Source organism: Bacillus coahuilensis m4-4, assembly GCF_000171615.1.
Classification (GTDB): Bacteria; Bacillota; Bacilli; order Bacillales; family Bacillaceae_K; genus Bacillus_T; species Bacillus_T coahuilensis.
Genome location: NZ_ABFU01000028.3, coordinates 1 through 21401, shown reverse-complemented (window position 1 = coordinate 21401; position 21401 = coordinate 1). Strand labels below are relative to the sequence as shown.

Annotated in this window: 25 protein-coding genes and 4 pseudogenes; 6 read left to right on the top strand and 23 right to left on the bottom strand. The window is 35.3% G+C overall.

Going from position 1 to position 21401, the window contains the following annotated elements; translation table 11 throughout:
• Positions 1 to 40 precede the first annotated feature (40 nt).
• Positions 41 to 274 (top strand): hypothetical protein, encoded by a 234-nt coding sequence (locus M44_RS06265; RefSeq protein WP_010171990.1) that lies wholly within the window; start codon positions 41 to 43, stop codon positions 272 to 274.
• 139 nt (positions 275 to 413) lie between these two features.
• Positions 414 to 1061: a PAQR family membrane homeostasis protein TrhA gene (trhA, locus tag M44_RS20860; RefSeq protein ID WP_081447425.1), complete on the top strand. Its 648-nt coding sequence runs from the start codon at positions 414 to 416 to the stop codon at positions 1059 to 1061.
• Here the strand turns inward: trhA and M44_RS25970 are convergent.
• From M44_RS25970 to M44_RS24860, 12 genes and pseudogenes are all read right to left on the bottom strand, one after another.
• Positions 1045 to 1360: pseudogene (locus tag M44_RS25970) on the bottom strand (DUF3243 family protein). The gene trhA and the pseudogene M44_RS25970 sit on opposite strands and share 17 nt — an antisense overlap.
• A 74-nt stretch (positions 1361 to 1434) precedes the next feature.
• Entirely contained in the window at positions 1435 to 1983 is a 549-nt protein-coding gene (locus M44_RS20855) for a lysophospholipid acyltransferase family protein (RefSeq protein ID WP_010171981.1), read from the bottom strand.
• A 209-nt stretch (positions 1984 to 2192) separates the two neighbouring features.
• Entirely contained in the window at positions 2193 to 2678 is a 486-nt protein-coding gene (locus tag M44_RS06240; protein ID WP_010171979.1) for a dihydrofolate reductase, read from the bottom strand.
• Positions 2675 to 3469, bottom strand: coding sequence for a thymidylate synthase (locus M44_RS06235; RefSeq protein WP_010171977.1), 795 nt, complete (start codon positions 3467 to 3469; stop codon positions 2675 to 2677). Before M44_RS06235 ends, M44_RS06240 begins: the two co-directional genes overlap by 4 nt.
• A gap of 82 nt (positions 3470 to 3551) precedes the next feature.
• Positions 3552 to 4160: a YpjP family protein gene (locus M44_RS06230; protein ID WP_010171975.1), complete on the bottom strand. Its 609-nt coding sequence runs from the start codon at positions 4158 to 4160 to the stop codon at positions 3552 to 3554.
• A 265-nt stretch (positions 4161 to 4425) separates the two neighbouring features.
• Positions 4426 to 4797: a hypothetical protein gene (locus M44_RS27900; RefSeq protein WP_237705217.1), complete on the bottom strand. Its 372-nt coding sequence runs from the start codon at positions 4795 to 4797 to the stop codon at positions 4426 to 4428.
• A gap of 178 nt (positions 4798 to 4975) precedes the next feature.
• Positions 4976 to 5197: a hypothetical protein gene (locus M44_RS27895; RefSeq protein ID WP_237705216.1), complete on the bottom strand. Its 222-nt coding sequence runs from the start codon at positions 5195 to 5197 to the stop codon at positions 4976 to 4978.
• Between the two features lie 50 nt (positions 5198 to 5247).
• On the bottom strand, positions 5248 to 5679 hold the full coding sequence (locus M44_RS06220) for a BrxA/BrxB family bacilliredoxin (protein ID WP_010171973.1): 432 nt from the start codon (positions 5677 to 5679) through the stop codon (positions 5248 to 5250).
• 2 nt (positions 5680 to 5681) lie between these two features.
• A complete protein-coding gene (locus M44_RS06215; protein ID WP_010171971.1) occupies positions 5682 to 6800 on the bottom strand; it encodes a conserved virulence factor C family protein in 1119 nt (372 codons plus the stop codon).
• Positions 6801 to 6891: 91 nt separating this feature from the next.
• Positions 6892 to 8774: pseudogene (locus tag M44_RS20845) on the bottom strand (ABC-F family ATP-binding cassette domain-containing protein).
• Positions 8771 to 9406 carry an HD domain-containing protein gene (locus M44_RS06205; RefSeq protein WP_010171966.1) on the bottom strand — a complete coding sequence of 212 codons (636 nt, stop codon included), beginning with the start codon at positions 9404 to 9406 and terminating at the stop codon, positions 8771 to 8773. The pseudogene M44_RS20845 and the gene M44_RS06205 overlap by 4 nt, the downstream one beginning before the upstream one ends.
• Before the next feature lie 9 nt (positions 9407 to 9415).
• Positions 9416 to 9880 (bottom strand): hypothetical protein, encoded by a 465-nt coding sequence (locus tag M44_RS24860; protein ID WP_010171964.1) that lies wholly within the window; start codon positions 9878 to 9880, stop codon positions 9416 to 9418.
• A gap of 237 nt (positions 9881 to 10117) precedes the next feature.
• Between M44_RS24860 and M44_RS06195 the strand changes: the two genes are divergently transcribed.
• Entirely contained in the window at positions 10118 to 11263 is a 1146-nt protein-coding gene (locus tag M44_RS06195; protein WP_010171962.1) for an MGDG synthase family glycosyltransferase, read from the top strand.
• Between the two features lies 1 nt (position 11264).
• Positions 11265 to 12224, top strand: a complete 960-nt coding sequence (locus tag M44_RS06190; RefSeq protein WP_010171960.1) for a metal-dependent hydrolase — start codon at positions 11265 to 11267, stop codon at positions 12222 to 12224.
• 291 nt (positions 12225 to 12515) lie between these two features.
• On the opposite strand, the gene M44_RS24855 is transcribed toward M44_RS06190, so the two are convergent.
• The 6 genes from M44_RS24855 to M44_RS24850 form a co-directional block, all read right to left on the bottom strand.
• On the bottom strand, positions 12516 to 12830 hold the full coding sequence (locus M44_RS24855) for a hypothetical protein (RefSeq protein ID WP_010171958.1): 315 nt from the start codon (positions 12828 to 12830) through the stop codon (positions 12516 to 12518).
• Between the two features lie 73 nt (positions 12831 to 12903).
• Positions 12904 to 13083 carry a hypothetical protein gene (locus tag M44_RS26840; RefSeq protein WP_162013648.1) on the bottom strand — a complete coding sequence of 60 codons (180 nt, stop codon included), beginning with the start codon at positions 13081 to 13083 and terminating at the stop codon, positions 12904 to 12906.
• On the bottom strand, positions 13061 to 13633 hold the full coding sequence (locus M44_RS06175) for an RNA polymerase sigma factor (RefSeq protein WP_010171954.1): 573 nt from the start codon (positions 13631 to 13633) through the stop codon (positions 13061 to 13063). The genes M44_RS26840 and M44_RS06175 overlap by 23 nt, the downstream gene beginning before the upstream one ends.
• Before the next feature lie 880 nt (positions 13634 to 14513).
• Complete coding sequence (locus M44_RS06170) at positions 14514 to 15212, bottom strand: AIM24 family protein (RefSeq protein WP_010171953.1); 699 nt, start codon at positions 15210 to 15212, stop codon at positions 14514 to 14516.
• 24 nt (positions 15213 to 15236) lie between these two features.
• Complete coding sequence (locus M44_RS28745) at positions 15237 to 15371, bottom strand: hypothetical protein (protein WP_272941179.1); 135 nt, start codon at positions 15369 to 15371, stop codon at positions 15237 to 15239.
• Between the two features lie 172 nt (positions 15372 to 15543).
• A complete protein-coding gene (locus M44_RS24850) occupies positions 15544 to 15909 on the bottom strand; it encodes a class I SAM-dependent methyltransferase (RefSeq protein ID WP_010171949.1) in 366 nt (121 codons plus the stop codon).
• 66 nt (positions 15910 to 15975) lie between these two features.
• Between M44_RS24850 and M44_RS06160 the strand changes: the two genes are divergently transcribed.
• Complete coding sequence (locus tag M44_RS06160) at positions 15976 to 16158, top strand: hypothetical protein (protein ID WP_010171948.1); 183 nt, start codon at positions 15976 to 15978, stop codon at positions 16156 to 16158.
• A 185-nt stretch (positions 16159 to 16343) separates the two neighbouring features.
• Here M44_RS06160 and mntR read toward each other — a convergent pair whose 3' ends face one another.
• The 5 genes and pseudogenes from mntR to M44_RS20820 form a co-directional block, all read right to left on the bottom strand.
• Complete coding sequence (gene mntR, locus M44_RS06155; RefSeq protein ID WP_010171946.1) at positions 16344 to 16769, bottom strand: transcriptional regulator MntR; 426 nt, start codon at positions 16767 to 16769, stop codon at positions 16344 to 16346.
• Between the two features lie 65 nt (positions 16770 to 16834).
• Positions 16835 to 17719, bottom strand: coding sequence for a metal ABC transporter permease (locus tag M44_RS06150; RefSeq protein WP_029326753.1), 885 nt, complete (start codon positions 17717 to 17719; stop codon positions 16835 to 16837).
• Positions 17692 to 19005: a metal ABC transporter permease gene (locus M44_RS06145; protein ID WP_010171941.1), complete on the bottom strand. Its 1314-nt coding sequence runs from the start codon at positions 19003 to 19005 to the stop codon at positions 17692 to 17694. The genes M44_RS06150 and M44_RS06145 overlap by 28 nt, the downstream gene beginning before the upstream one ends.
• Positions 19006 to 19017: 12 nt before the next feature.
• Positions 19018 to 19760, bottom strand: a pseudogene (locus tag M44_RS20825) (metal ABC transporter ATP-binding protein).
• Positions 19761 to 19772: 12 nt separating this feature from the next.
• A pseudogene (locus tag M44_RS20820) lies at positions 19773 to 20683 on the bottom strand (metal ABC transporter solute-binding protein, Zn/Mn family).
• Positions 20684 to 21161: 478 nt separating this feature from the next.
• On the opposite strand from M44_RS20820, the gene cspD reads away from it, so the two are divergent.
• Positions 21162 to 21362, top strand: a complete 201-nt coding sequence (gene cspD / locus M44_RS06130; protein WP_010171935.1) for a cold-shock protein CspD — start codon at positions 21162 to 21164, stop codon at positions 21360 to 21362.
• Positions 21363 to 21401 lie beyond the last annotated feature (39 nt).

Below are 21401 nucleotides of genomic sequence, written 5' to 3'. Positions count from 1 at the left end.
TGTTTATATTATTAGTATAGACCATAAAGGAGGAAGTAACATGGAATATGAATTGTATACGAATGATAGTAATAGTCCCGTTGCCATAACAATAGATCCTGATAATGGAATTTATACAGTAAGGAAAGAGGATACGAGTGGAGAAGTTTTTAATTCTTCTGCTGAACTAGTAGCTTGGTTCCAAAGTCATTATGAAAAAAATCAATTTTTAAAACCACACCAATTTAATTCTTTTTTGTCAGAAGCAAATCAGCTTAATGATCCATCATCATAAACGACTTTGGATTTCTTTACATCAAATTTATTAATCCTCATTGAAATCCCTTCTTTTTCGGATTAAACTTACAGTAGAAGTTTCTTCAAGGAGGAAATGTAGTTGACCCATTACGATAAAATAGACAAAAAAGAAAGAAATTGCTAATGCTATCACCCACGGTATAGGTTTTTTACTAAGTATTCCAGCATTAGTACTGCTTATCTTATTCGCGGTACAAAGAGGGACTGCTTGGCATGTTGTAAGTTTTACTATTTTTGGAACAACGATGATCATTCTATACTTTTTTTCCACCATGCTTCATAGTTTCAGACCGTCTAAAGCAAAGCGTTTCTTTGCCATCCTAGATCATTCTGCTATCTATTTACTAATAGCAGGGACCTATACACCGTTTCTTTTGGTTAGTATACGCGGGGCTTTAGGCTGGACTTTGTTCGGAATTATATGGGGACTTGCAATTGGAGGAATTGTATTTAAATTTATATTCGTTGATCGGTTTAATTTAATCTCCACTTTATTCTATATTTTAATGGGGTGGATGATCATTATTGCTATAAAGCCATTGTACGAAAGTATAACTGGAACCGGATTTACATTACTTCTGATCGGCGGAATCCTCTATTCTTTTGGGGCCATATTTTATATATGGGAAAAATTACCTTACAATCATGCCATTTGGCATCTATTTGTTATCGCTGGAAGTAGCTTTATGTATTTTTGTTATTTTACTGTATGTATAATAAAAAAGAGCCTTTCGGCTCTTTTTTTGATTATGATACTAGCTTAACTAGCATATGAGAAAGCATATGTTTTTCTTCTTCATTTCCTACTTTCCATAGTTCTTGCAGTAACTTTTCTTCTCTGTTTTTAGGCTCTTCATGCTTTGCTAAATAATCTCCTACTTTTTGTGCGGATTTTGCAAGCTGCTCTTCATTAAGACCTAACTTTTCAGCTTTGGAAACCTTATCACCTAGATAGCTTTTAAACTCATCGAAATTCTGTAAGATTTCTTTCTTTTTTGTTTTCTGATAAGTTTTCCATACGATCTTCCACTTTGTTTTCTACTCTACTGTTTTGATTAGTCATATTATGTTCCATTTTATCCACCTCTTTTGTAAGATATTATGTATATTCCACAATAAGGAGAATTAAAACGTATTTCAAACAGTTGTCATATTTTGGATATTTAAAGAAATCCTTTTCTGCAACAATTCAGCTAATTCTTTACTTTCTAACTCTAATACTTCTGAAACAGGTATGTGTGGTAAAATACGTACTTGAACGGTGCCTGGTCTAATTCCCCATTTATTTTTTTCCAACAAATCCGCTGTTCCAGTAATGGCTATTGGAACGATGGGAACCTGACCATCTTTAGCTAATCTTAATGATCCCGCTTTAAAAGGAGCCACGTCTCTTCCTTTACTTCTAGTACCTTCGGGAAAAATTAATAAGGAGTGACCATCTTTTAATAACGCACCACATTCTCTTATTGCTTTTACAGATTGTCTTCTATCTGACCTATCAATAAATACACAGTTCATTTCTTCCATCCAATCACGAATTAGCGGTAGCTTTTTCACTTCTACTTTTGAAAGGAATCCAAATGGCTTTTCTATACTTGCCATCAGAGTAGGAATGTCAAAATTACCTACGTGGTTACTTACAAACAAAACACCACCACTAGGAATATTTTCTTCACCTTCCACCATGACCTTTGCGGAAACAGAACGTAAAACCCCTTAGCCCAATTTTTAGGTAACTCTTGCCTTTTCCTATCCAATTCAGCCACCGGTAATGAGTGGTCTAATTTTTTCACATTGCGTAATGTTGGTGTACTTAAAATTAATGAAATACTTAAATATAAGAAAAAATAATATGATTCGTACTATAGGCACCTATGGTCCTCCTGTTTCTATCCTTATTTCGTTATATAGGTACGAAATTCAAATGAGTAAGGGTTATGTTTGTCCCTCTCTCCCTGAACTTGTTCTATCAATTTAAACATATCCCAATCAATGGTAGGAAAATATGTATCGCCTTCAAACGTATCATGGATAAGAGTTACCTCTAATTTATCAGCGAAAGGTAAAAACTCTTTATAAATTTGTGAGCCTCCAATTACCATGTATTCTTCAGAAGATTGTTGATTCATCCTTATGATGTCTTCTATAGAATGAACGGTCTCGCATCCTTCTATATGACTGTGTTGATTTCTTGTAAGTACAATATTCTTTCGATTTGGTAGGGGTTTTCCTAAAGATTCAAAGGTTTTTCTTCCCATTATGATGGTTCTTCCTGTGGTCTTCGTTTTAAAATGCTTGAGATCTTTCGGAAGATGCCATGGCATACTATTATCCTTACCAATTAAACCGTTCTCGTCCATTGCCCAAATGAGTGTAATCATACGCTGACGATTCCTTTAATATGTGGATGGGGATCATATCCTTCTAAACTAAAATCCTCAAATGTAAAGTTAAAAATATCTTTAATTTCTGGGTTCAATTTCATTTTAGGTAGATCTTTCACTTCTCTTGTAAGCTGTAATTCTACTTGTTCAACATGGTTAGAGTATATATGAGCATCACCTAGTGTATGAATAAAGTCACCCGGCTCCAAATCACATACTTGTGCAATCATTAACGTTAATAAGGCGTAAGAAGCAATATTAAATGGAACACCTAAAAATACATCTGCAGATCTTTGGTATAACTGACAAGATAACTTTCCTTCAGCTACATAAAACTGGAATAAACAGTGACATGGTGGCAATGCCATATGATTTACATCTGCAACATTCCAGGCACTGACAATTAACCTTCTTGAGTTAGGATTCTGTTTAATTTGATCTATCAATTGTGAGATTTGATCAATTGTCTCACCATTGGAACCTGTCCAAGATCTCCATTGATGACCATAAACAGGTCCTAATTCTCCATTTTCATCTGCCCATTCATTCCAAATTCTTACTCCATTATCTTGTAGGTATTTAATATTTGTGTCTCCTTTTAGAAACCATAACAATTCATGAATGATCGAACGTATGTGTAGTTTCTTTGTGGTCACAAGAGGAAATCCATCTTGTAAATTATAGCGCATTTGGTATCCGAACGTACTAATTGTTCCTGTTCCCGTACGGTCTTCCTTTTTCACACCATTTTTAAGTATTTCTTCACATAAATGCAGATACTGCTTCATTCAATAACCTCCCTATACCTCATCTATTCTACCAAAAAGGATGCACTTGAATGCATCCTTTTACTAGATTACCTATATTTATTTAAGATAACATCGTGTTCCAGTTTGGAGGGGTATTTTTACTCCAATAGATAGATCCTAATTCATGATGACTTTGAAACTGATCATGATACGTATGATAATGGAAGTTAAAGTAATACCCATCTAATGGAGGACGGTCTTTTCGTACATGAAAACGAATAACATCTTCACCCGTTTCCTCGTTAAAAATATGAAAGATTTTTTCAGAATGCTTATTAGTCGAAAGGTTTGATACCGATAATGTAGTCATAGACTCCGCCGGCAAATCCTTTAAGGTTTCTTGAATAGCTTCTTCAAGTTTTGGTAAAATGACTTCATGAAATTCTCGATCAATTTTTGGTAAGATTTTTTCTCCAAACTTATTGTAAGCCGTTGATATTCCTTGTTCTAATAAAGCATCTACTGCCTTTTCCGGTTCTATTACACTTTGTTGATTTTCAAACGTGTCAAAATTGGTAGCATGAAGATCTTTTTGAACATCTTGTATACTACTTTTTTCCTTAGATGAATTGTCGGTTAGTTTGTCAAAATTAAAGTCTGAAGGGGTAACGAGTCCAAATGTTGCAATTGAAATCAATATAATTAGTGATTTTTTCATCCAAGTTGGCATAATACTCTCTCCCATGCTTATCTTTCTAAAATATAGTATACTATATTTTAGAAAGATTTAGAGGCTTTGTTTCATTTTTTTAATGAAAGGTAAAGAATACTAAATGGAGGTGTTCCCGTGTCAGTGGATGTGATGATATCAATTGGTTTTCTTTTACTACTAGCTTATATGACTTCTCTAACGTTTACAGACTAACTTACTGTACATAAAGGTAAGAGGTGAATTTTCATGATTCACCTCTTTTTATAGATAAAAATAGAAAAGTTCAAATTAGATCAATATATCCATAATGAAATTCAGCTGATTTTCTCTTTAGTTGGGTAAATCCTAAGTATTTAAAACGTAACGATCGAAAGTGATCCTTCAATACCACACGCTTTTTCGCTACTCGTCTTGCTTCTTTAATTGTTTCTAAATCTAATGACTCATAGTGAGCCAGCATTTTAATAGCTGAGATACCATTAGATCCAGAAATACTTTCATCAAACATTGGATCAAAGTATATCACTTCAAAAGCATTACTGGGCTGACTCTTTAAATAGGCCAGGTGATGTGCATTGACTACTTCAATTCTTCTCATCGCTTCAGTTAAATCTGGTAAAGAACTCTCCCAATAATTTAACCCATGCTCCACCACCGTAGATATTCTTTTATCAACTTCTAATGCAACAACTTTCCAGAAGCAGTAGTTGCATAGCTAGCTACTATACTATCTGAACCTAGTCCTAGAGTACAATCTAGGAAACTGTCACCCGCATTTAGTTGTGTTGCCTCCAAAAAAGCATCTTTATGTTGTTGAAGAAGTCGTTTTATTCTTAGCATGGCAAGATTAGGGTGAAAAAATAAGTGTCCCCTTTTAAAGGGTAAAGTTCTATCCTCTCAATTCCGACGACAAGAATATCTTGTTGGTAAGACTCATGAAGTTTTTCTACTGATTGTTTATTTCTATTTATATAAGTACTCCCCAACTCTTTAGATAGGTGTAAAGCATTCTTTATAGTGCTATCCTTAACTCTACCTGCTGTTGTAACTAACATAATTACTGCTCCTTATCTAAAAAAAAAGAAGGAACTAAAGTCCTCTTTGTTTACATTTTCTCAAAACCAGTTTGTATGTTTTGAATAATTTCTTCAATGGTGTGATCCTCTATTTGCTCTCGTGGAATGAAATGAACGACTTCTTTCCCTTTCAAAATGGCCATAGACGGCGATGATGGTTCAAAATCCGAAAGATATTCTCTAAACTTTGCGGTTGCTTCTTTGTCTTGACCTGCAAATACGGTAATTAAATGTTTCGGCGATTCTTCAGTCTGAAGTACAGCTTGAGTGGCCGCAGGTCTAGCTAAACCCGCTGCACATCCACAAACAGAGTTTACTACCACAAAGGAATAATCTGTTTCATTTTCAAAAAATTCCTCAACCTGATCTTCTGATGTAAATTCTTGAAAACCTGCTCTTGTTAGTTCGGTCCTCATTGGCTTGATGATTTGTTTCATGTATTCTTCATATGCCATTGACATGTTTACACTCCTCCTTCTTTTGTACGTGCTTCGGTCATTTGTTTCCAAACGGATCCTTTTGCTTCTACTCCACCTTCAATGCGTTCAATGGCCATTTTCACCTGCATTTTCACTTCAAATTCAGGATCGTTTTCGGCTTCTTTAAGCTGAGAGAGTATGCTCTCGTCACCTTCCTCGTATAAGAACATCGCCGCTCTCCATCTTACAAGTTTGTTGCGATCTTTTAAAGCCTCCGCCATTTCTACCATAGCAGCAGAGAAACCTAAATCTGATAAGCAGTCACCTGCCGTTCTTCTAACCGATCCATTTTTATCTTTTAACGCTTTGTAAAGATAGGGCAACACCTTCTCATCTTCTATCATTCCAAGATAAACAACAGCAAGTCTTCTTATTGCAACTTTATCATCTGCAAGAGCAGAATTTAATAATGGTATGTGTTCTTCTGATATCTCTTTCAGTGATTCTAAATAACGAAACCTTTCTTCAAAGCTCATACCTAGAAATTGCTCTGTATTTATATAGGTTTCCATATTCTCGTCTTTCTTTTGTTTCCCAATAACAATATCTTGAAGCTGCTCTTTAGAATACGTCGCCTCTAATTCTTCAATAAGAATAGCTGCTACTTCATCAAATTCCCCGTAACGAATACCGTACTCTTTCCAATCACGCTGCAAAACTACATTATCCTGGCTTGATTGCGCTTCATTTAAGGCTTTTAGGAATCGATCTGGCATTGAATATCGTTTCTCAGTCATACCATCGGTTAATTTAATTTGCATCGGTATGTTTTTAAACTGCTGAACGAAAACTTGGACTTCGCCAAAATGATCATTTATTTTTGTATTTGTACTTTTATCGTGAGTATCTTCTCCAAAAATTTTACGAACTTGTATTAACAAGGATTCCCAATCATATTTTGCATTTCTTTCTACCGCTAAAAAATCAGAAACATGATACACACCTTTTATACCTTCAATAGCTAAAATGGATTGTATTTCTTCTGGTGCTACGTCTGATTGGTCCTTTGTATAATTATTACGATTTCCTGATGGGAGTTCATGGTCAAGTAACACCTTCATCGTATTTGGACTTGGTGTTGGTTCTATTGCCACGATTTTCATAACCGATCCCCTCCTATAGCTACATATTAAGTTTATCATACGACCACACATATGAAAAAGATTCTACATCTTTACGTAATCCCATTATCCGTTATTGAAATGCAGATAAATATTCCCAGCGTTCCATTAATACCTCCAACTCTTCATTTAATTGTGAAATCTCAGACATTACTGTATTCGCTCTTTCAAAGTCAGATCCCACCCCGTTTAACTCTTCTTCTTTCTCCTTTAACATCACTTCAGCTTCTTCAATCTTTGCTTCAATGGTTTCCCATTCTTATTTTTTCTTTTATACGTCATCTTTTTCTTTTGTTCCTTATTAGGTGTTACCGTGACGGATTGATCTATTTCTAGTTCTTTTGGCTTTTGCTTTTCTTCATCTTTTTCACTTTCAAGAAATTCCGAATACGTTCCATAATAAGAAGCTACAGCCCCAATCCCTTTGAATACGAAAAGTTGGGTGGTGATTTTATCTAAGAAATATCGATCGTGACTAACTGTAATAACAACTCCTGGGAACACATGTAGATAGTCTTCTAAAATGGTCAAGGTTTGTGTATCTAAATCATTTGTAGGTTCATCTAACAATAATACATTGGGATTCTCCATTAACAATTTTAAAAGAAAAAGTCTTCTTCTTTCACCACCAGATAGCTTTCTTATCAAAGTACCATGAGTTGACATAGGAAAAAGAAAACGTTCAAGCATATTTGAAACAGAAACAACATCCCCATTATCAAGAGTAACAACCTCAGCAGTTTCCCTCAAATAATCAATCATCCGCATTTCTCCAGGAATCTCCTCAGATTCTTGAGTATAATAGGCTAATTTCACTGTTTGACCACGTTCTATTTCACCTGAATTCACTTTTTCTAAGCCTGCTAATATATTTAGGAAAGTAGTTTTTCCAGCACCATTTTCACCTACGATTCCAATTCTATCACCTTTTTTAAAAAGGAAACTAAAATCATCTAATATGATGTTGGAGTCGAATTTTTTTGTAACGCTTTGTAATTCAAATACTTTCTTTCCCAGTCTTGCTCCTTTCACATTTAGTTCTAAATTTTCATCAGTACGGTTATCAAGGGATCCTTCAAGGTCTTGGAATCGATCAATCCTAGCTTTCTGCTTTGTTGTTCTTGCCTTTGCTCCCCTTCTCATCCACTTTAGTTCGTTACGATATAAATTATAAGCCTTGGCCATTGAAGCTTGTTCATTTACTTCACGAATCGTTTTCGATTCAATAAACGTTTCATAGTTCCCTTTATAGGAGAAAAGTCTTCCTTTATCTAGTTCAATAATTCTATTCGTTACTGCATCAAGAAAATATCTGTCATGTGTAACAAATAAGACGCTTTGTTGATAACGGATTAAAAACTCTTGAAGCCATGTTATAGTAGCATAATCTAAGTGATTGGTAGGCTCATCAAGAATTAGCAAATCAGGCTTCTCTATCAGACATTGAGCAAGAGCTACCCTCTTTTTTGTCCACCACTTAATTCACTGATTTTTTGTTGTTACATTTGAGATCCCTAGTTTTGATAAAACCGTCTTTGCTGTAGCATTAGCATCCCATGCATTCAACCGGTCCATATCACGCTGTAGTGTAAAAAGAGTTTCTTGTACTCTTTCATTTTCTGGCATCTGTTGAAGCTGTAATAAGCATTTTTCATACTCCCTAATCACACGCATGATTTCTGCATCACTTTTATATACCTGTTCTAATATCGTGAGATTCTGTTCAAGAGATGGATTTTGGGAAAGATAAGTTATCCGGTAATCTTTTGAGTGATCAAATGTTCCTTCATCAGGCTCTTCAATACCAGAGATAATTTTAAGCAAGGTAGATTTTCCTGTACCATTTATACCTATTAAGCCAATCTTTTCTCCTTCTTGGATTGTTAACGATAATTTCTGAAATAGCTGCTTTTCTCCATATGTTTTAGAAACGTTCTCTATACTAATTGTTTTCATACTTCGCCCTTCCATTCTCTAATAAATACGTTTAAAAAATGTTCCATAAACTGGTGACGTTCCTCTGCCATCCTTTTACCCGTCTCTGTATTCATCTTGTTTTTTAATAAAAGTAACTTTTCATAAAAATGTAGAACGGTGGATGTATTTCCGTTCCTATACTCCTCTAGTGTCATATACTCCCTTGGCCTTTCGTCTTCTTTAAAAAGAGGTCTTCCTTTACTTCCACCGTATGTGAACGCCCGTGCAACTCCTATGGCTCCCATGGCATCTAATCTGTCAGCGTCTTGTACGATCATTGCTTCCATCGACCTTAAACTAGGTCCATTTCCACCTTTATAAGAGATACTGGAGATGATTTCTCTTACAACTCTTATCTCAACATTGGTTAGATCACTTTCTACTAGACATTGATTTAAAAAATTCTCACTATCTTCCTTACGAATTTTATCATCTGTTACATCATGTAAAAGGGAAGCATATGAAATGACTTTTAGATTTCCACTTTCTTCTCGCTTTGAAATCTCTATAGCTAACCGATTGACTCGTTCGATATGATCGAAGCCATGACCAGTTCCCTCTCCATCAAAATAGTTCTTAACGTTTTGGTAAATATGTTGATACTTTTCCATCATATACTCCTATCTTATTTTCACAACTTCTAGAGAAAAGTGAAAAATATTAATCAGTTCATCACTCATATGTTCTTCTATGATTTCCTTGAATGAATAGGACCACGTCACTTCTGTATTTTGATTTTCTATACAAATTTTTTTCGTGAATTTTCTTGTTGACCAATTATGTACAATCCGTTCCTCCACTATATGGGCCATGTGGTTAGGTGAGTGGTATTGTATCGTTAAATATATCCCGGTCGGTCCATTTACCTCTAATATTTCATTACTTAGTAGCTCTAAAGAAGAGGAAAGAGTGATGGTTAATCTGATCGATGCATATAGAACTTCTATTCGATATGTTCGATTTAAAGATGCTAGGTCAATTAAATCTTGGCGGTTTACAACCTGAATTCTCCCAAGTAAATCTTCCTCGTAAATAGCTCCTTCTAATACAACTTTCAAATTATCAAAGGCAGTTGGATCAAACATATATACTCTCCTTTACAAGCACATTCCTTCTTTTAGTCTATCAAATTCCACAAAAAATCACAGAATACAGCATCAATACTCAGGCTATGTCGAAATAAAGAGTTCGAAAGCTACAAACTTCCTAGCAAATGTCCTGTACACTAAAAAGAAATATTTACAAAATTTCTTTAAATAGTTAAAATCCATTTAACAATTAAACAGTATTCTTATATTAATCAGTATGAAGGGGGAAGGTGTGTGAATAGACAACCTACTGTTCTCATATTAACAGCACAATATGGAAACGGTCATTATCAAACGGCACAAACTCTAAAAACTGGCTTTCTGCAAAAGGGCATAGACCAAGTATATATATGTGATTTGTACGGAGAAGCCTACCCAGGAATAGATGCTTTTGCAAAAGAGCTTTTACGAAAAAGCTTTTCGAAGTTTGGCGCTCCCTTATATAAAATGTTTTACTATGGAACAGATAAATTATCGTCGAAAGGCTTAGCCTATTTTTATCAGCATGCGGGAAAAAAACGATTAATTGAATTAATTGAGTTATATCGTCCTACAGTTATACTTACAACTTTTCCTTTACAAGCAGCTCCGTATTTGAAAAGTAAAGAACGGGTAGATATTCCAACCTATACAGTTATTACTGACTATTGTGTTCACCCACTATGGTTACACCCTATGATCCACCGCTACTTTGTTGCTACTGATGAGGTCAAAGAAGCATTAATGGATTACGGAATAAACCATCATTCCATTTCAGTAAGCGGAATTCCTATTCGTGACGGGTTTAATCAACACAATTTCTCCTATCGTTTAAAAATGAAGTATGGTTTACATCCTAGAAAAAAAACCATTCTATTCGTTGGCGGAGGGCTTGGAATCCTCCCAAACATGAAGAATATTATACATCAACTATCAAAGAATAAACAAATTCAACTTGTCATTGTGTGTGGAAAGAATAAAGAGATGGAAGATATGCTGAGACCTCTTGCCTTTTTATACCCTGGCCAAGTGCACTTAGTTGGATATATCGATGACATTCACGAGCTATTTTTGATTAGCGATTGTTTAGTATCTAAGCCTGGGGCTATTTCACTTACTGAAGCGGCTGCTACTTCTCTTCCATTAGTCATTTATAAGCCAAATCCTGGCCAAGAAAAAGAGAATGCAAAATACTTTATCGAAAAAGGGGCTGCCTTACTAGCCCAATCTGAAGCCGAAATCATTTCTCAAGTAGAACGGGTCATCCTATCATCAGAAGTATCAAATAAGATGAAGGAGAATTTAATGAGTATCTCAAAAACGAAGTCAAAGGACCGAATAGTAGAAGAAATTCTCCACATTACGATGACCAATCAGATTCTGACTGGAGGAGGCTTATAGAGTGGATACAAGTACTCACATCATTGTAGGAATTGGCTTAGGAACATTAAGCTTTATTGATCCTGTCATTTCTGCTGCAGACAGCGCTACCTTAGTCTATACTGCAACGATTTTAGGTTCTAATGCTCCAGACGTTGATTATATTACTAAATTAAAGAAAAAGTCTGCTTTCTATTCTATTCACCGAGGATTTACTCACTCTTTGCCAATGTTACCTTTATTGGCTTTACTTATTACTATTTGTCTCCTTCCTTTTACTACGCTTCAAGTTGCCAGTCATTTATTTCTATGGACTGTATTAGCTGTTTGTATACATGTGGTTTCAGATGTATTTAATATTCATGGCACCCAAGCTTTAAGGCCTTTCACAAATAAGTGGATTGCTTTAGAAGCCATTCCTTTATTTGATAGTTTTATTTTTCTATTGCATATTATAGGGATTGGTTTCTCTATAGTTCCAACTATTCCAGTTTGGCAGCCTTTTGCCATTATATATCCTATTATTGTTGTTTATTATATTGTTCGTTTCTATTTTCATCGTCGTATTTTGAGCAATTTAGAAAGCCATTTCGTTAACTCAAAATATATAAATGTACTTCCTAGCAGAGTGTTATGGGCATGGAAGATAACCATTGAAACAGAAGATGATTTTCTTTTTGGATCATATTCATTTAATCGATTAATCATTGTGACTGCAATAAAAAAACATGAAACTTCTCAATATTTTATGTTGAGTAAAGAACATGGGGAGATTTCAAACTTTTTAAACAGTTGTGCAAAGTTTATGCCACAGCTTGTTAGTAGAAAAAACGGATGGGAAGTAAGATGGATAGATACTCGATTTAGAAAAGGGCGTTTCTTCCCTTTTATGGGTTTAACCTATTTCCCACATGGCCAACAACCTATTAGTTATTCAGGATGGTTTCATACACCATTTCATTATAAAAAAAAGACTAAATGAAATGATGTTAATTAGTTCAAAGAATAGTAACAGTAATCACCCCATACAAAAAAGCTCAGTAAGTTACTGAGCCTTTTTACGTGTGTATCCTTATTAGGGTCTAGTAACTGGTTGAAATTCTGATAACATTTGAGTAAAGCGCGCACCGTGTCCTTCTGCAGCTTCAAGAAAATAATACTGAGTAAAAACAAAAGTACCACCATTTGGGTTTGGTACAACAATTGTTTTTTATGACTGGATCATCCCATTCCTGACCACCTGATCCGCCAGTACTTCTAAATTCTTTTCCTTTTAAGGCTCCTCAATATCAGATATTGGGGATACTTCCTCATAGGAGATTATTGCTTCTTCATACAAAGTTTCAATTGTATCTTCAAGAGAAGTAGTCATTGTTTGAATCTCCATTAGTACTTTAGGGTACTCATCAGGTAAGGGTTCTTTTAATACAATTTGGTCTTTTTCCTCACCCTCTAATAATTTATATCTTGATTCATCAAAATATATAATGTACTCTTCATTTGACTTTTGAAGTTGAACCATCCCCTGTTCTGATTGACCTTCTAACTCTGTTGTTACTTCTTTTTCTGGTACTAACCAATCCTTCACTTTTGAAACAAGTGCTTGACCTTCGTCATGAATAGTGAAAAAAAGTATAACAATGGAAACTAAAACAATAGAACTAACGGAAAAAAACTTTACGCACTTTAAAAGTACTATATGGTTTAGAAGAAGGTTCTGACTGAATTTCTGCCTCAATGTTTTTCCACATCTCATCTTTTAGCTTATTAAAATTAGTAACTTCTGAACCGCTTTTGAGACGGTTTCTAATTTCCTCATCAAAAAGATTGCGTTTCATCATGATCCCTCCTTTGTGACAGTAGATATTTTAACTTCTTCCTTCCCTTAAAGAGTCTAGATTTAATGGTATTGATATTTAGCTCCAGTATTTCAGCAATTTGTTTTTCTGTAAGGTCTTCTATATATTTTAAAATAATGGGAATTCTTTGATGATCTGCAAGTTGTTGAACCGCTTGATATAGACTCTCATATTCTTCTACATAGTACCGATCCATACATTGGGGTAAATCTCTATTTTCATTTAATTCTGTTGGAATTACTCTTTTATGTTTCTTCATATGCCGCCTACATTCATTCAGAAGTATTTGATAAAACCAAGGCTTAAATGGCCTATCCACTTCAAATTGATGGATATTTTTATACACTTTAATAAATGACTCTTGAACAACGTCAGGTGCAGCAGCATGATCTTTCATGATGGTTGAAGCAATTCTTAGTGCGTATTCTACATGTTCTTCATATAGAATCTTAAAAGCATCTGTATTACCTTGTTTCATTTGTGTGATTAGATTTCGTTCATTCACTTCCGTTCCTCCTTTCATAGCGTTCATATACTATACCTCTCAGTATTAGGAAAAGTTTTTACTGTGATAAGATATGTGCTCAGGGAATGAGTTAGGATGATATCATCAATTTAAAGAAGAGGGTACCAAAAGTATAATTTATTGGGTACACTATATTCTTTTTCAATGGCTCTGTTAAACAACGCTGTTGATTTCCTCCAAATGACTTCGCTTTCCGCGGGAGTCTTCGCCATTTAGCTCCAATCAACAGCTAGTAATCAGCAAAAATCAACATTATTCTTTAACAGATCCTTTTCAATAAAAGATTATCTTTAAATAACTCCGTTGATTTCCGCGAAAAGTACTCTATTCTCAGGGGCAGAGGTGATCATCTTCATAAAATTCCACGCATTTAATTTGGGCGGTGACACACGAGAAAGCCTATTCAGTGTCCTTGGGCTAAGCCCTTTGGGGTCTCACCTTTTCCGCTATTTCCCTAGGGAGTCTCGCATTTGCAGCGAGAATCAACTTAATCAACATGAACAGATGTGAAATTTCTAAAATAAAGAAATAGAAAAGAGGTGACTCAAAAAATCGTTTTTTAACGTACCTTTTTGAGTCACCTTCATTCAAAATAGAAGACAAAAAAACTACAAGATCAGGATGTGGACTAACTTGTTCGTTTTCATTCAGTGCGTCTGTCGCTTTCGTATCATTCGAAGTAATTTTAAACCAAATACGTCCACACTGCCTTTAATTCTATGTGGTTTAATAGATATAGTAGACTTCTAACCATCTACTACTTTGAAACACAGATATCCAACTATGCCCTTTTCACTCCATTATGAACGTCGTAGAACTTGGTAAAGAGGATAAATCCCACTTCTTTTTATCCAACCTAATCTTAGTGTTGAATCCTGCTCTATACTTAACCATTTTGTTGGTTCATATATACTTCTTCAAAGGGTTGAACAACAACAAAACCGTCCCCTTGAAATTTCATTTGAACTGACTCTCCACTAGATCTTCCGATAAATGTTTTTAACGAAATATCGGTAACAAACTCAGGTGTTAAGTTTCCAGACCATGCAACTGTAGCGTTCGGGTCTGTAAATACGGGTTCATTTTGCGTTACCTTTAACGTTAGAGGTTCGTAATGTGAAGTAATCGCTACCAAACCACTTCCCTCTAATTTCACATGAAACAATCCTCCTGATAATATACCCGCCACTTTTCTCATAAACTTAATATCCCATTGTATATTAGATTCGAACGCCAAGATATCGTTACCATTAACATATAATGAATCTTGACTTAACTCAAGGATAGAAATCTTTTTTCCTTGATCTGCTAAATATAGCTTTCCATGTCCCCTAGCATACATTAATGAAGTTCCCTCTCCTGTTAATGCCTTTTTGAATAGCTTTCCAATCCCTTGCTCTAAAACCCCTTGACGTTCAAATTTTACATGTCCTTTATAAGCAACCATTGCCCCTGCTTTAGCAAGAATAGCATCCTCTAAATTGATTTCAAGTAGTCTTTCTGTTTCTAATTCAAATAACCCCTGGCCTTTGTCACGCTCTTGTGTATTCTCTATAAACTGCTCAATTGAATACTTTCTTTCCATTCTTCCCTCTCCTTTTAAATAATTCTAAGATTTTTGAAACAAATAAATCGTTGAAAATGATAGGGCTTCCTTCAAGTCTACTGGCAATGAAACGGATAATTTCTCATTAAAATCTTGTTTCCACACATAATCTTGATCAATTAATGTAAACCCATTCATTTGCATTAGTTCTCTAAATTCCCATGGCATCATGGTATGACAGACAGCCGTTTTCCCAACCAGACGATCAAAACTATTTTTTCTAGGTGAAGCAGTTGGTCCTAGTATACTCGCTAAGTAGTATCCATTGTCTTTAAGTATTTCACGTACATTCCCTATAGCAACAAGAGGGTCAGGAGTCCACTCTAATGAGTTGACTGTTAATGCCGCATGAAATTCCCCCTTTTTTAAGGGGTAGGTTCATCAAATCTCCTGTAAGATAGGACAGACCTTCTCCCTCTTGTGATTTAGCAATCATAATCATCTCATCTGAAAAGTCCATTCCAGTAGCAACATATCCTTGACTTCTGAGTAGATAAGTTCCATAACCATCCCCGCATCCTAAATCTACAATGGTAGATCCTATTGAAACATGTTTCATAAAAAACGGAATAATCTTACTTCTACTTCCATTCTTCCACATAGATTTTGATCGCTGATGCCAATTTTCCGCTTGCTTATCCCATTTTACTTTTGACAAAGAAATCCAATTTTCCATAAGTCCCCCTAGACATTGTTATATTATTTATTGTATCGGAAATAATGGTTAAAAAGGAGTGATTATATGGAAGAAATGAAAAAAGTCTATACGTATTCGGATGGAAGWATAATGAATATTGAAACAAGCAATGGCAGGATTATTTCTTATAAAAAGGCTATTTATGAAACTCAAGCAGGGAGCCTCTCTCCAGGAAATGTGGAATTTCATTCAAGTATAATGCCTTTTGAACACCACTCGTCATTATGAAATACGGCATATTCATACTATTCCACTCATGATATAGAATAGAATTATTAAACAGACTCTCTACGAAGAACGTGCTTTAGTACTTACGGGGGCATTATCATTTTGCTTCAATAAACAGCCGGAAATATACAAAAATCAACCATATTCTATACTAATACCAAAATAAAAAACCGCCGGTGGCGGTTTTAATTTTCTCCGTTATTTTCTTCTTGGATTTCCTTTAGTCGTTTTAAACGTGTTTTATCCTCATCTAGGAACTGAACAACATCACCGATGCGGTCGATCGCATCCCAACTTAGATGATGCTCTATTCCCTCTACATCTTCGTAAATATGCTCATCTTTAACTCCAATCAACTTTAGGAATTGCTCTAATAAATCATGGCGATAAACTAATCGTTTACCAACTTTTTGACCTTTAGCAGTTAAGCTAAGTCCTCTATATCGTTCATAAACTAAGTAATTATCTTTATCAAGCTTTTGTACCATCTTCGTAACGGATGAGGGATGCACGGAAAGAGATTCTGCGATATCAGATACTCTTGCATATCCTTTATTCTCAATTAAGAGATAAATTTGTTCAATATAGTCTTCCATACTAGGTGTTGGCATACCGGTCCCTCCAAACTCAATTCTACTAAAAGTTTACTATACGGCCGGTAATATAACAAGGATTTCTATATCGTTGACTCGGCAACCTTTCGTTTTCGTAACCACTTGGACAATAATCCATGTTGAGGGCCAAATATAAAGCATAGAGCAAAGATAACTCCAGCCATTACAGCCATCGCTCCTGCAATTGAGACATCTAAGAAATATGCCAGGTAATACCCCGTCACAGCATCAACACACCCAATAATGGCAGCTAAAACAAGCATGACAATAAACTTATCGGTTAACAAATAAGCACTAGCACCTGGCGCAATGAGGAAGGCTACGACTAAAATCGCACCTACTGCATCAAATGCAGCTACAGTCGTAATCGAGACCATACCCATTAATATATAATGAATGAATAGAACAGGTATCCCTAATGCTGCAGCCATACTTTCGTCAAAGCTTGTAATCTTAAATTCCTTATACAATAAAAAGATTAACAAAGCATCAAGTAAAAGCACAACAACTAGAAGAACAAATGATTTTGGTACTTCACCAAACAACGCTAGGTCAACTGTATTCCACGGAACAAATGCAATCTCTCCCATTAAAACGTGTTCGACATCTAAATGAACATCAGAAGCATACAAAGATACTAAGATTACACCAAGAGCAAACATAGAAGTAAACACTACTCCAATACTCGCATCCTCCTGTATCCCTTTAGACTGAAACAATTGAACAAAGAAAGCCGTAACAATTCCTGCTATTGCAGCTCCTATCAGCATATATAGCCCGTTTAGTGATTGTGAGATTAAAAAGGCCAACACAATCCCTAAGAGGACTGAATGACTAATGGCATCAGCAAGCATTGACATTTTTCTAAGCAGTAGAAAGGAACCTACAACGCCACAAGTGACTCCAACTAAACTACCTGTTATAAGAATCCACGCTTCATAACCCATTTGTTACCCCCCTCTCTTTCCCGAAAGATTGGTTGAAGGTCATATTGCGATTGAATATCTAATAATCGATTCATTAAAAATTTTGAATCTTTCTGATTGACTAGATCTAATGGTTGATCTAGGTACTCTTGAATATTAACATCTGTTAATTGATTCGGGTACATTTCTTTCAGTTCTGCAAGTCGGTCAATCACCAATTGTTGTATAGCAATTTCTTTTCCTTGCTCCGTAAGATTCCAGCCAATATCATTAGATTCTATCCATCCTTTTAGCTCGTATCCATGTATTAACTTTTCCCTTTTCTTAACACTTAACGATGATGATGAATGTAACTTCTCAGTTGATAGGTTATTTTCTAATTCAAATTCATACATTCTGATGAGTAAACCTTTTTCAGTTAATAGTTGATCATTTTTCCATCTTTTTAGCCATATAGACACAAGCCCTCGCTTAGGAGCAAAAAGCATGGATAATACAAACACAACAGTTGCTACTAGTACAATCAGGGGCCCGGTTGATAACCCTCGCTGAAGTGTGCTTATACTTGTTCCTGCTATACCTGAAAAAGCACCTACTAATCCTGCAACTATAACCATTATTCCTAAAGAATCCGTCCAAAATCTCGCCGCTATTGCAGGAGTTATGAGTAAAGCTGCCATCATAATAACACCAACAGCTTGGATTCCTATCACAACAGTTATTACTAAAAGAGATAAGAATAGAAAGTTTAAGAAACCTACTGGTAAACCAATCCCTCTTGCAAATTCCGGATCAAACGTTGAAAGCTTGAACTCTTTAAATAGTGCAAATGTCACAACGATTAAGGCTAAGGCAGTGACCATCATAATTTGAACATCCAAACCGACTAAGGATGCTGCTTGCCCGAATATAAAATCATCTAATCCGCTTTTATTTCCTGATGGACTTTGAGCTACTTTCGTTAGTAACATAATCCCCGCACCAAAGAAAACAGAAAGGACAAGTCCAATAGAAGTATCTTCTTTGATTCTAGATTGACTTGTAATAAATTGGATTAAATAGGCTGCTAATAGACCGGTGAATGTGGCTCCGATTAGTAAACTGATAAAATCCTTCTCTCCTATTAATAAAAAAGCGATGCAAATACCAGGAAGAGCGGCATGTGCTACCGCATCTCCAATTAGACTTTGTTTTCTTAATAGGGCAAAGCTTCCAAGTACTCCACTTGCAATTCCTAATAGGAGAGTACTAAGAAGAACCCACTGTGTATTTGCATCAGTCAATACGGATTGTATGATCTGCTGCATCGTTTCTCCCCCTTATTGGGTAACAATGGTGGATTGGTCTAAGAAAGTTAGCTTACCACCATATGTTTTTTGTAATAATTCAGAAGTAAAGACTTCTTCTGTTGGACCAACTGCGATTGTCTTTTTATTTAATAGAAGTAACCAATCAAAATATTCTTTTACGGTTTGTAAATCATGATGTACAACTAGAACTGTTTTCCCTGCTTCTTTAAGCTCGTTTAATAATGCAATAATAGCTTTTTCAGTTGCTGCATCAACACCAACGAAAGGTTCATCCATAAAATAAACTTCTGCATCCTGAGCTAATGCTCTTGCTAGAAATACTCTTTGCTGTTGTCCACCAGATAATTGACTAATTTGACGATCGCTATATTCTTTCATCCCTACTTTATCAAGGCAGTCTAAAGCTATCTCAACATCTTTTTACTTGGTCTTTTGAACCAACCGACATGACCGTATCTCCCCATTAATACTACATCTAAAGCATTCGTCGGAAAATCCCAATCCACACTTCCTCTTTGTGGAACATACCCAACTTTTTTATTTTTTGGTGAGTAGCCTTCACCTAAAATCTTAACGTTACCAGATGCTTTTGGAATCAATCCAAGAACAGCTTTTATTAAAGTAGATTTCCCCGCTCCATTTGGCCCTACAATCCCCATTAGCTTCCCCTTAGGAGTAGAGAAAGCAACATCCATCAATACGGGCTTTTTGTGATAGGCTACAGTTAAGTCTTTTACATCGATTGCAGACATTTATAAAACCTCCTACTTTAGTGCTTCTACAATAGTATCTACGTTGTGACGATACATGCCTATATATGTTCCCTCTTCCGTCCCTTCTTCTCCCATTGCATCAGAGAACAATTCTCCTCCAATTACAACTTCGTGACCCTTATCTTTTGAACCTTCAATAACAGCATTGATTGACTTTTCTGAAATACTACTTTCTACAAATACCGCTCCTATTTCACGCTCAACGAGTACGTTAACAAGCTCTTGTACATCTCCAAGCCCGTATTCTGCATCTGTACTTAACCCTTGTAGTCCCATTACTTCCATATTATAGGCAGCACCGAAATAGTTAAACGCATCATGTGCTGTCACTAAAACTCTAGACTCTTCAGGAACTTCTTGAATCTTTGAAGCCGCATATTCTTTTAACTCTGTTAATTCAGCAAAATACTTTTTCTCATTCTCTTCATATAGTTCTTTGTTCTCAGAATCATATTCACTTAAACCTACTGTTATTTCGTGTAACGCATCCTGCCAAATATCAATATTAAACCAAATATGAGGATCAATAATCGTTGCATCCGCCATATCATCTCGTAAAAATGAGGGATCAATCCCTTCTGCAATTGCATAAGTTGGTTTTGTTTCATTCATTTTCTCAAAGATTTCTAACATTTTCCTTCTAAATGAAGACCATTATAGAATATCATATCTGCTTGTTCTAATTTCTTCATATCGCTTTGAGTTGCCTTATAAAGATGAGGATCTACTCCTGGTCCCATTAAGCTGACTACTTCAACTTGGTCTCCACCAATATTTTTAACTCCGTCAGCGATCTGAGCAATTGTTGTGACTACTACAATTTTTTCTTCTCCATTATCCGTTGTAATTTCGTCCGATCCACATGCAGCTACTACTATCATTCCAACCAACATCATCATCATTAAAAACAGCTTACGCAAGTGTTTCATTTGCATCTGTGTAACCCTCCTATAATCTTTTATTATGGCTAAATTGTTTCATATGAGAAACATTACTTTACTTTACTATGTAATTTGCTCTAAAAAGGTGAAATGTCCTATTAAAAAACAAAATATTTTTTTGACTAGATAAATAAAAGTTTCCTTTGTGCAAATTTTAAAGCCTAGGAAAACAATCTGTCAACTAAATCAATTCGACACCCTCTCTTTTGTTTTGATGAATAAAAGTTTCCTTAATGCAAATTTTATAGCCTAATCTAATATTTAGTCAATCCTTTTTGTAAATAATTCAATTTTTACTATAATCAAAAAATTGGTAGCCCTTTCTTGACTCTATATTGTAAAAGTTGTATATTAAAACCATTAAAGGACAGGCTTTTGTTCTTTAATACTATTTTTCCGAGCAGCATTTGCTCTAACGATTTAGGAGGATTTTGAGACTATGCAAAACGGTAAAGTAAAATGGTTTAATAATGAAAAAGGTTTTGGTTTTATTGAAATTGAGGGAGCTGAAGATGTATTTGTTCATTTCTCTGCTATTGAGGGCGAAGGATACAAATCTTTAGAAGAAGGTCAAGAGGTTTCATTTGAAATTGTAGAAGGAAGCCGTGGACCCCAAGCAGCTAATGTAGTTAAACTATAATACACAACATATATGGAAAGGGGAGGCAAATTGCCTCCC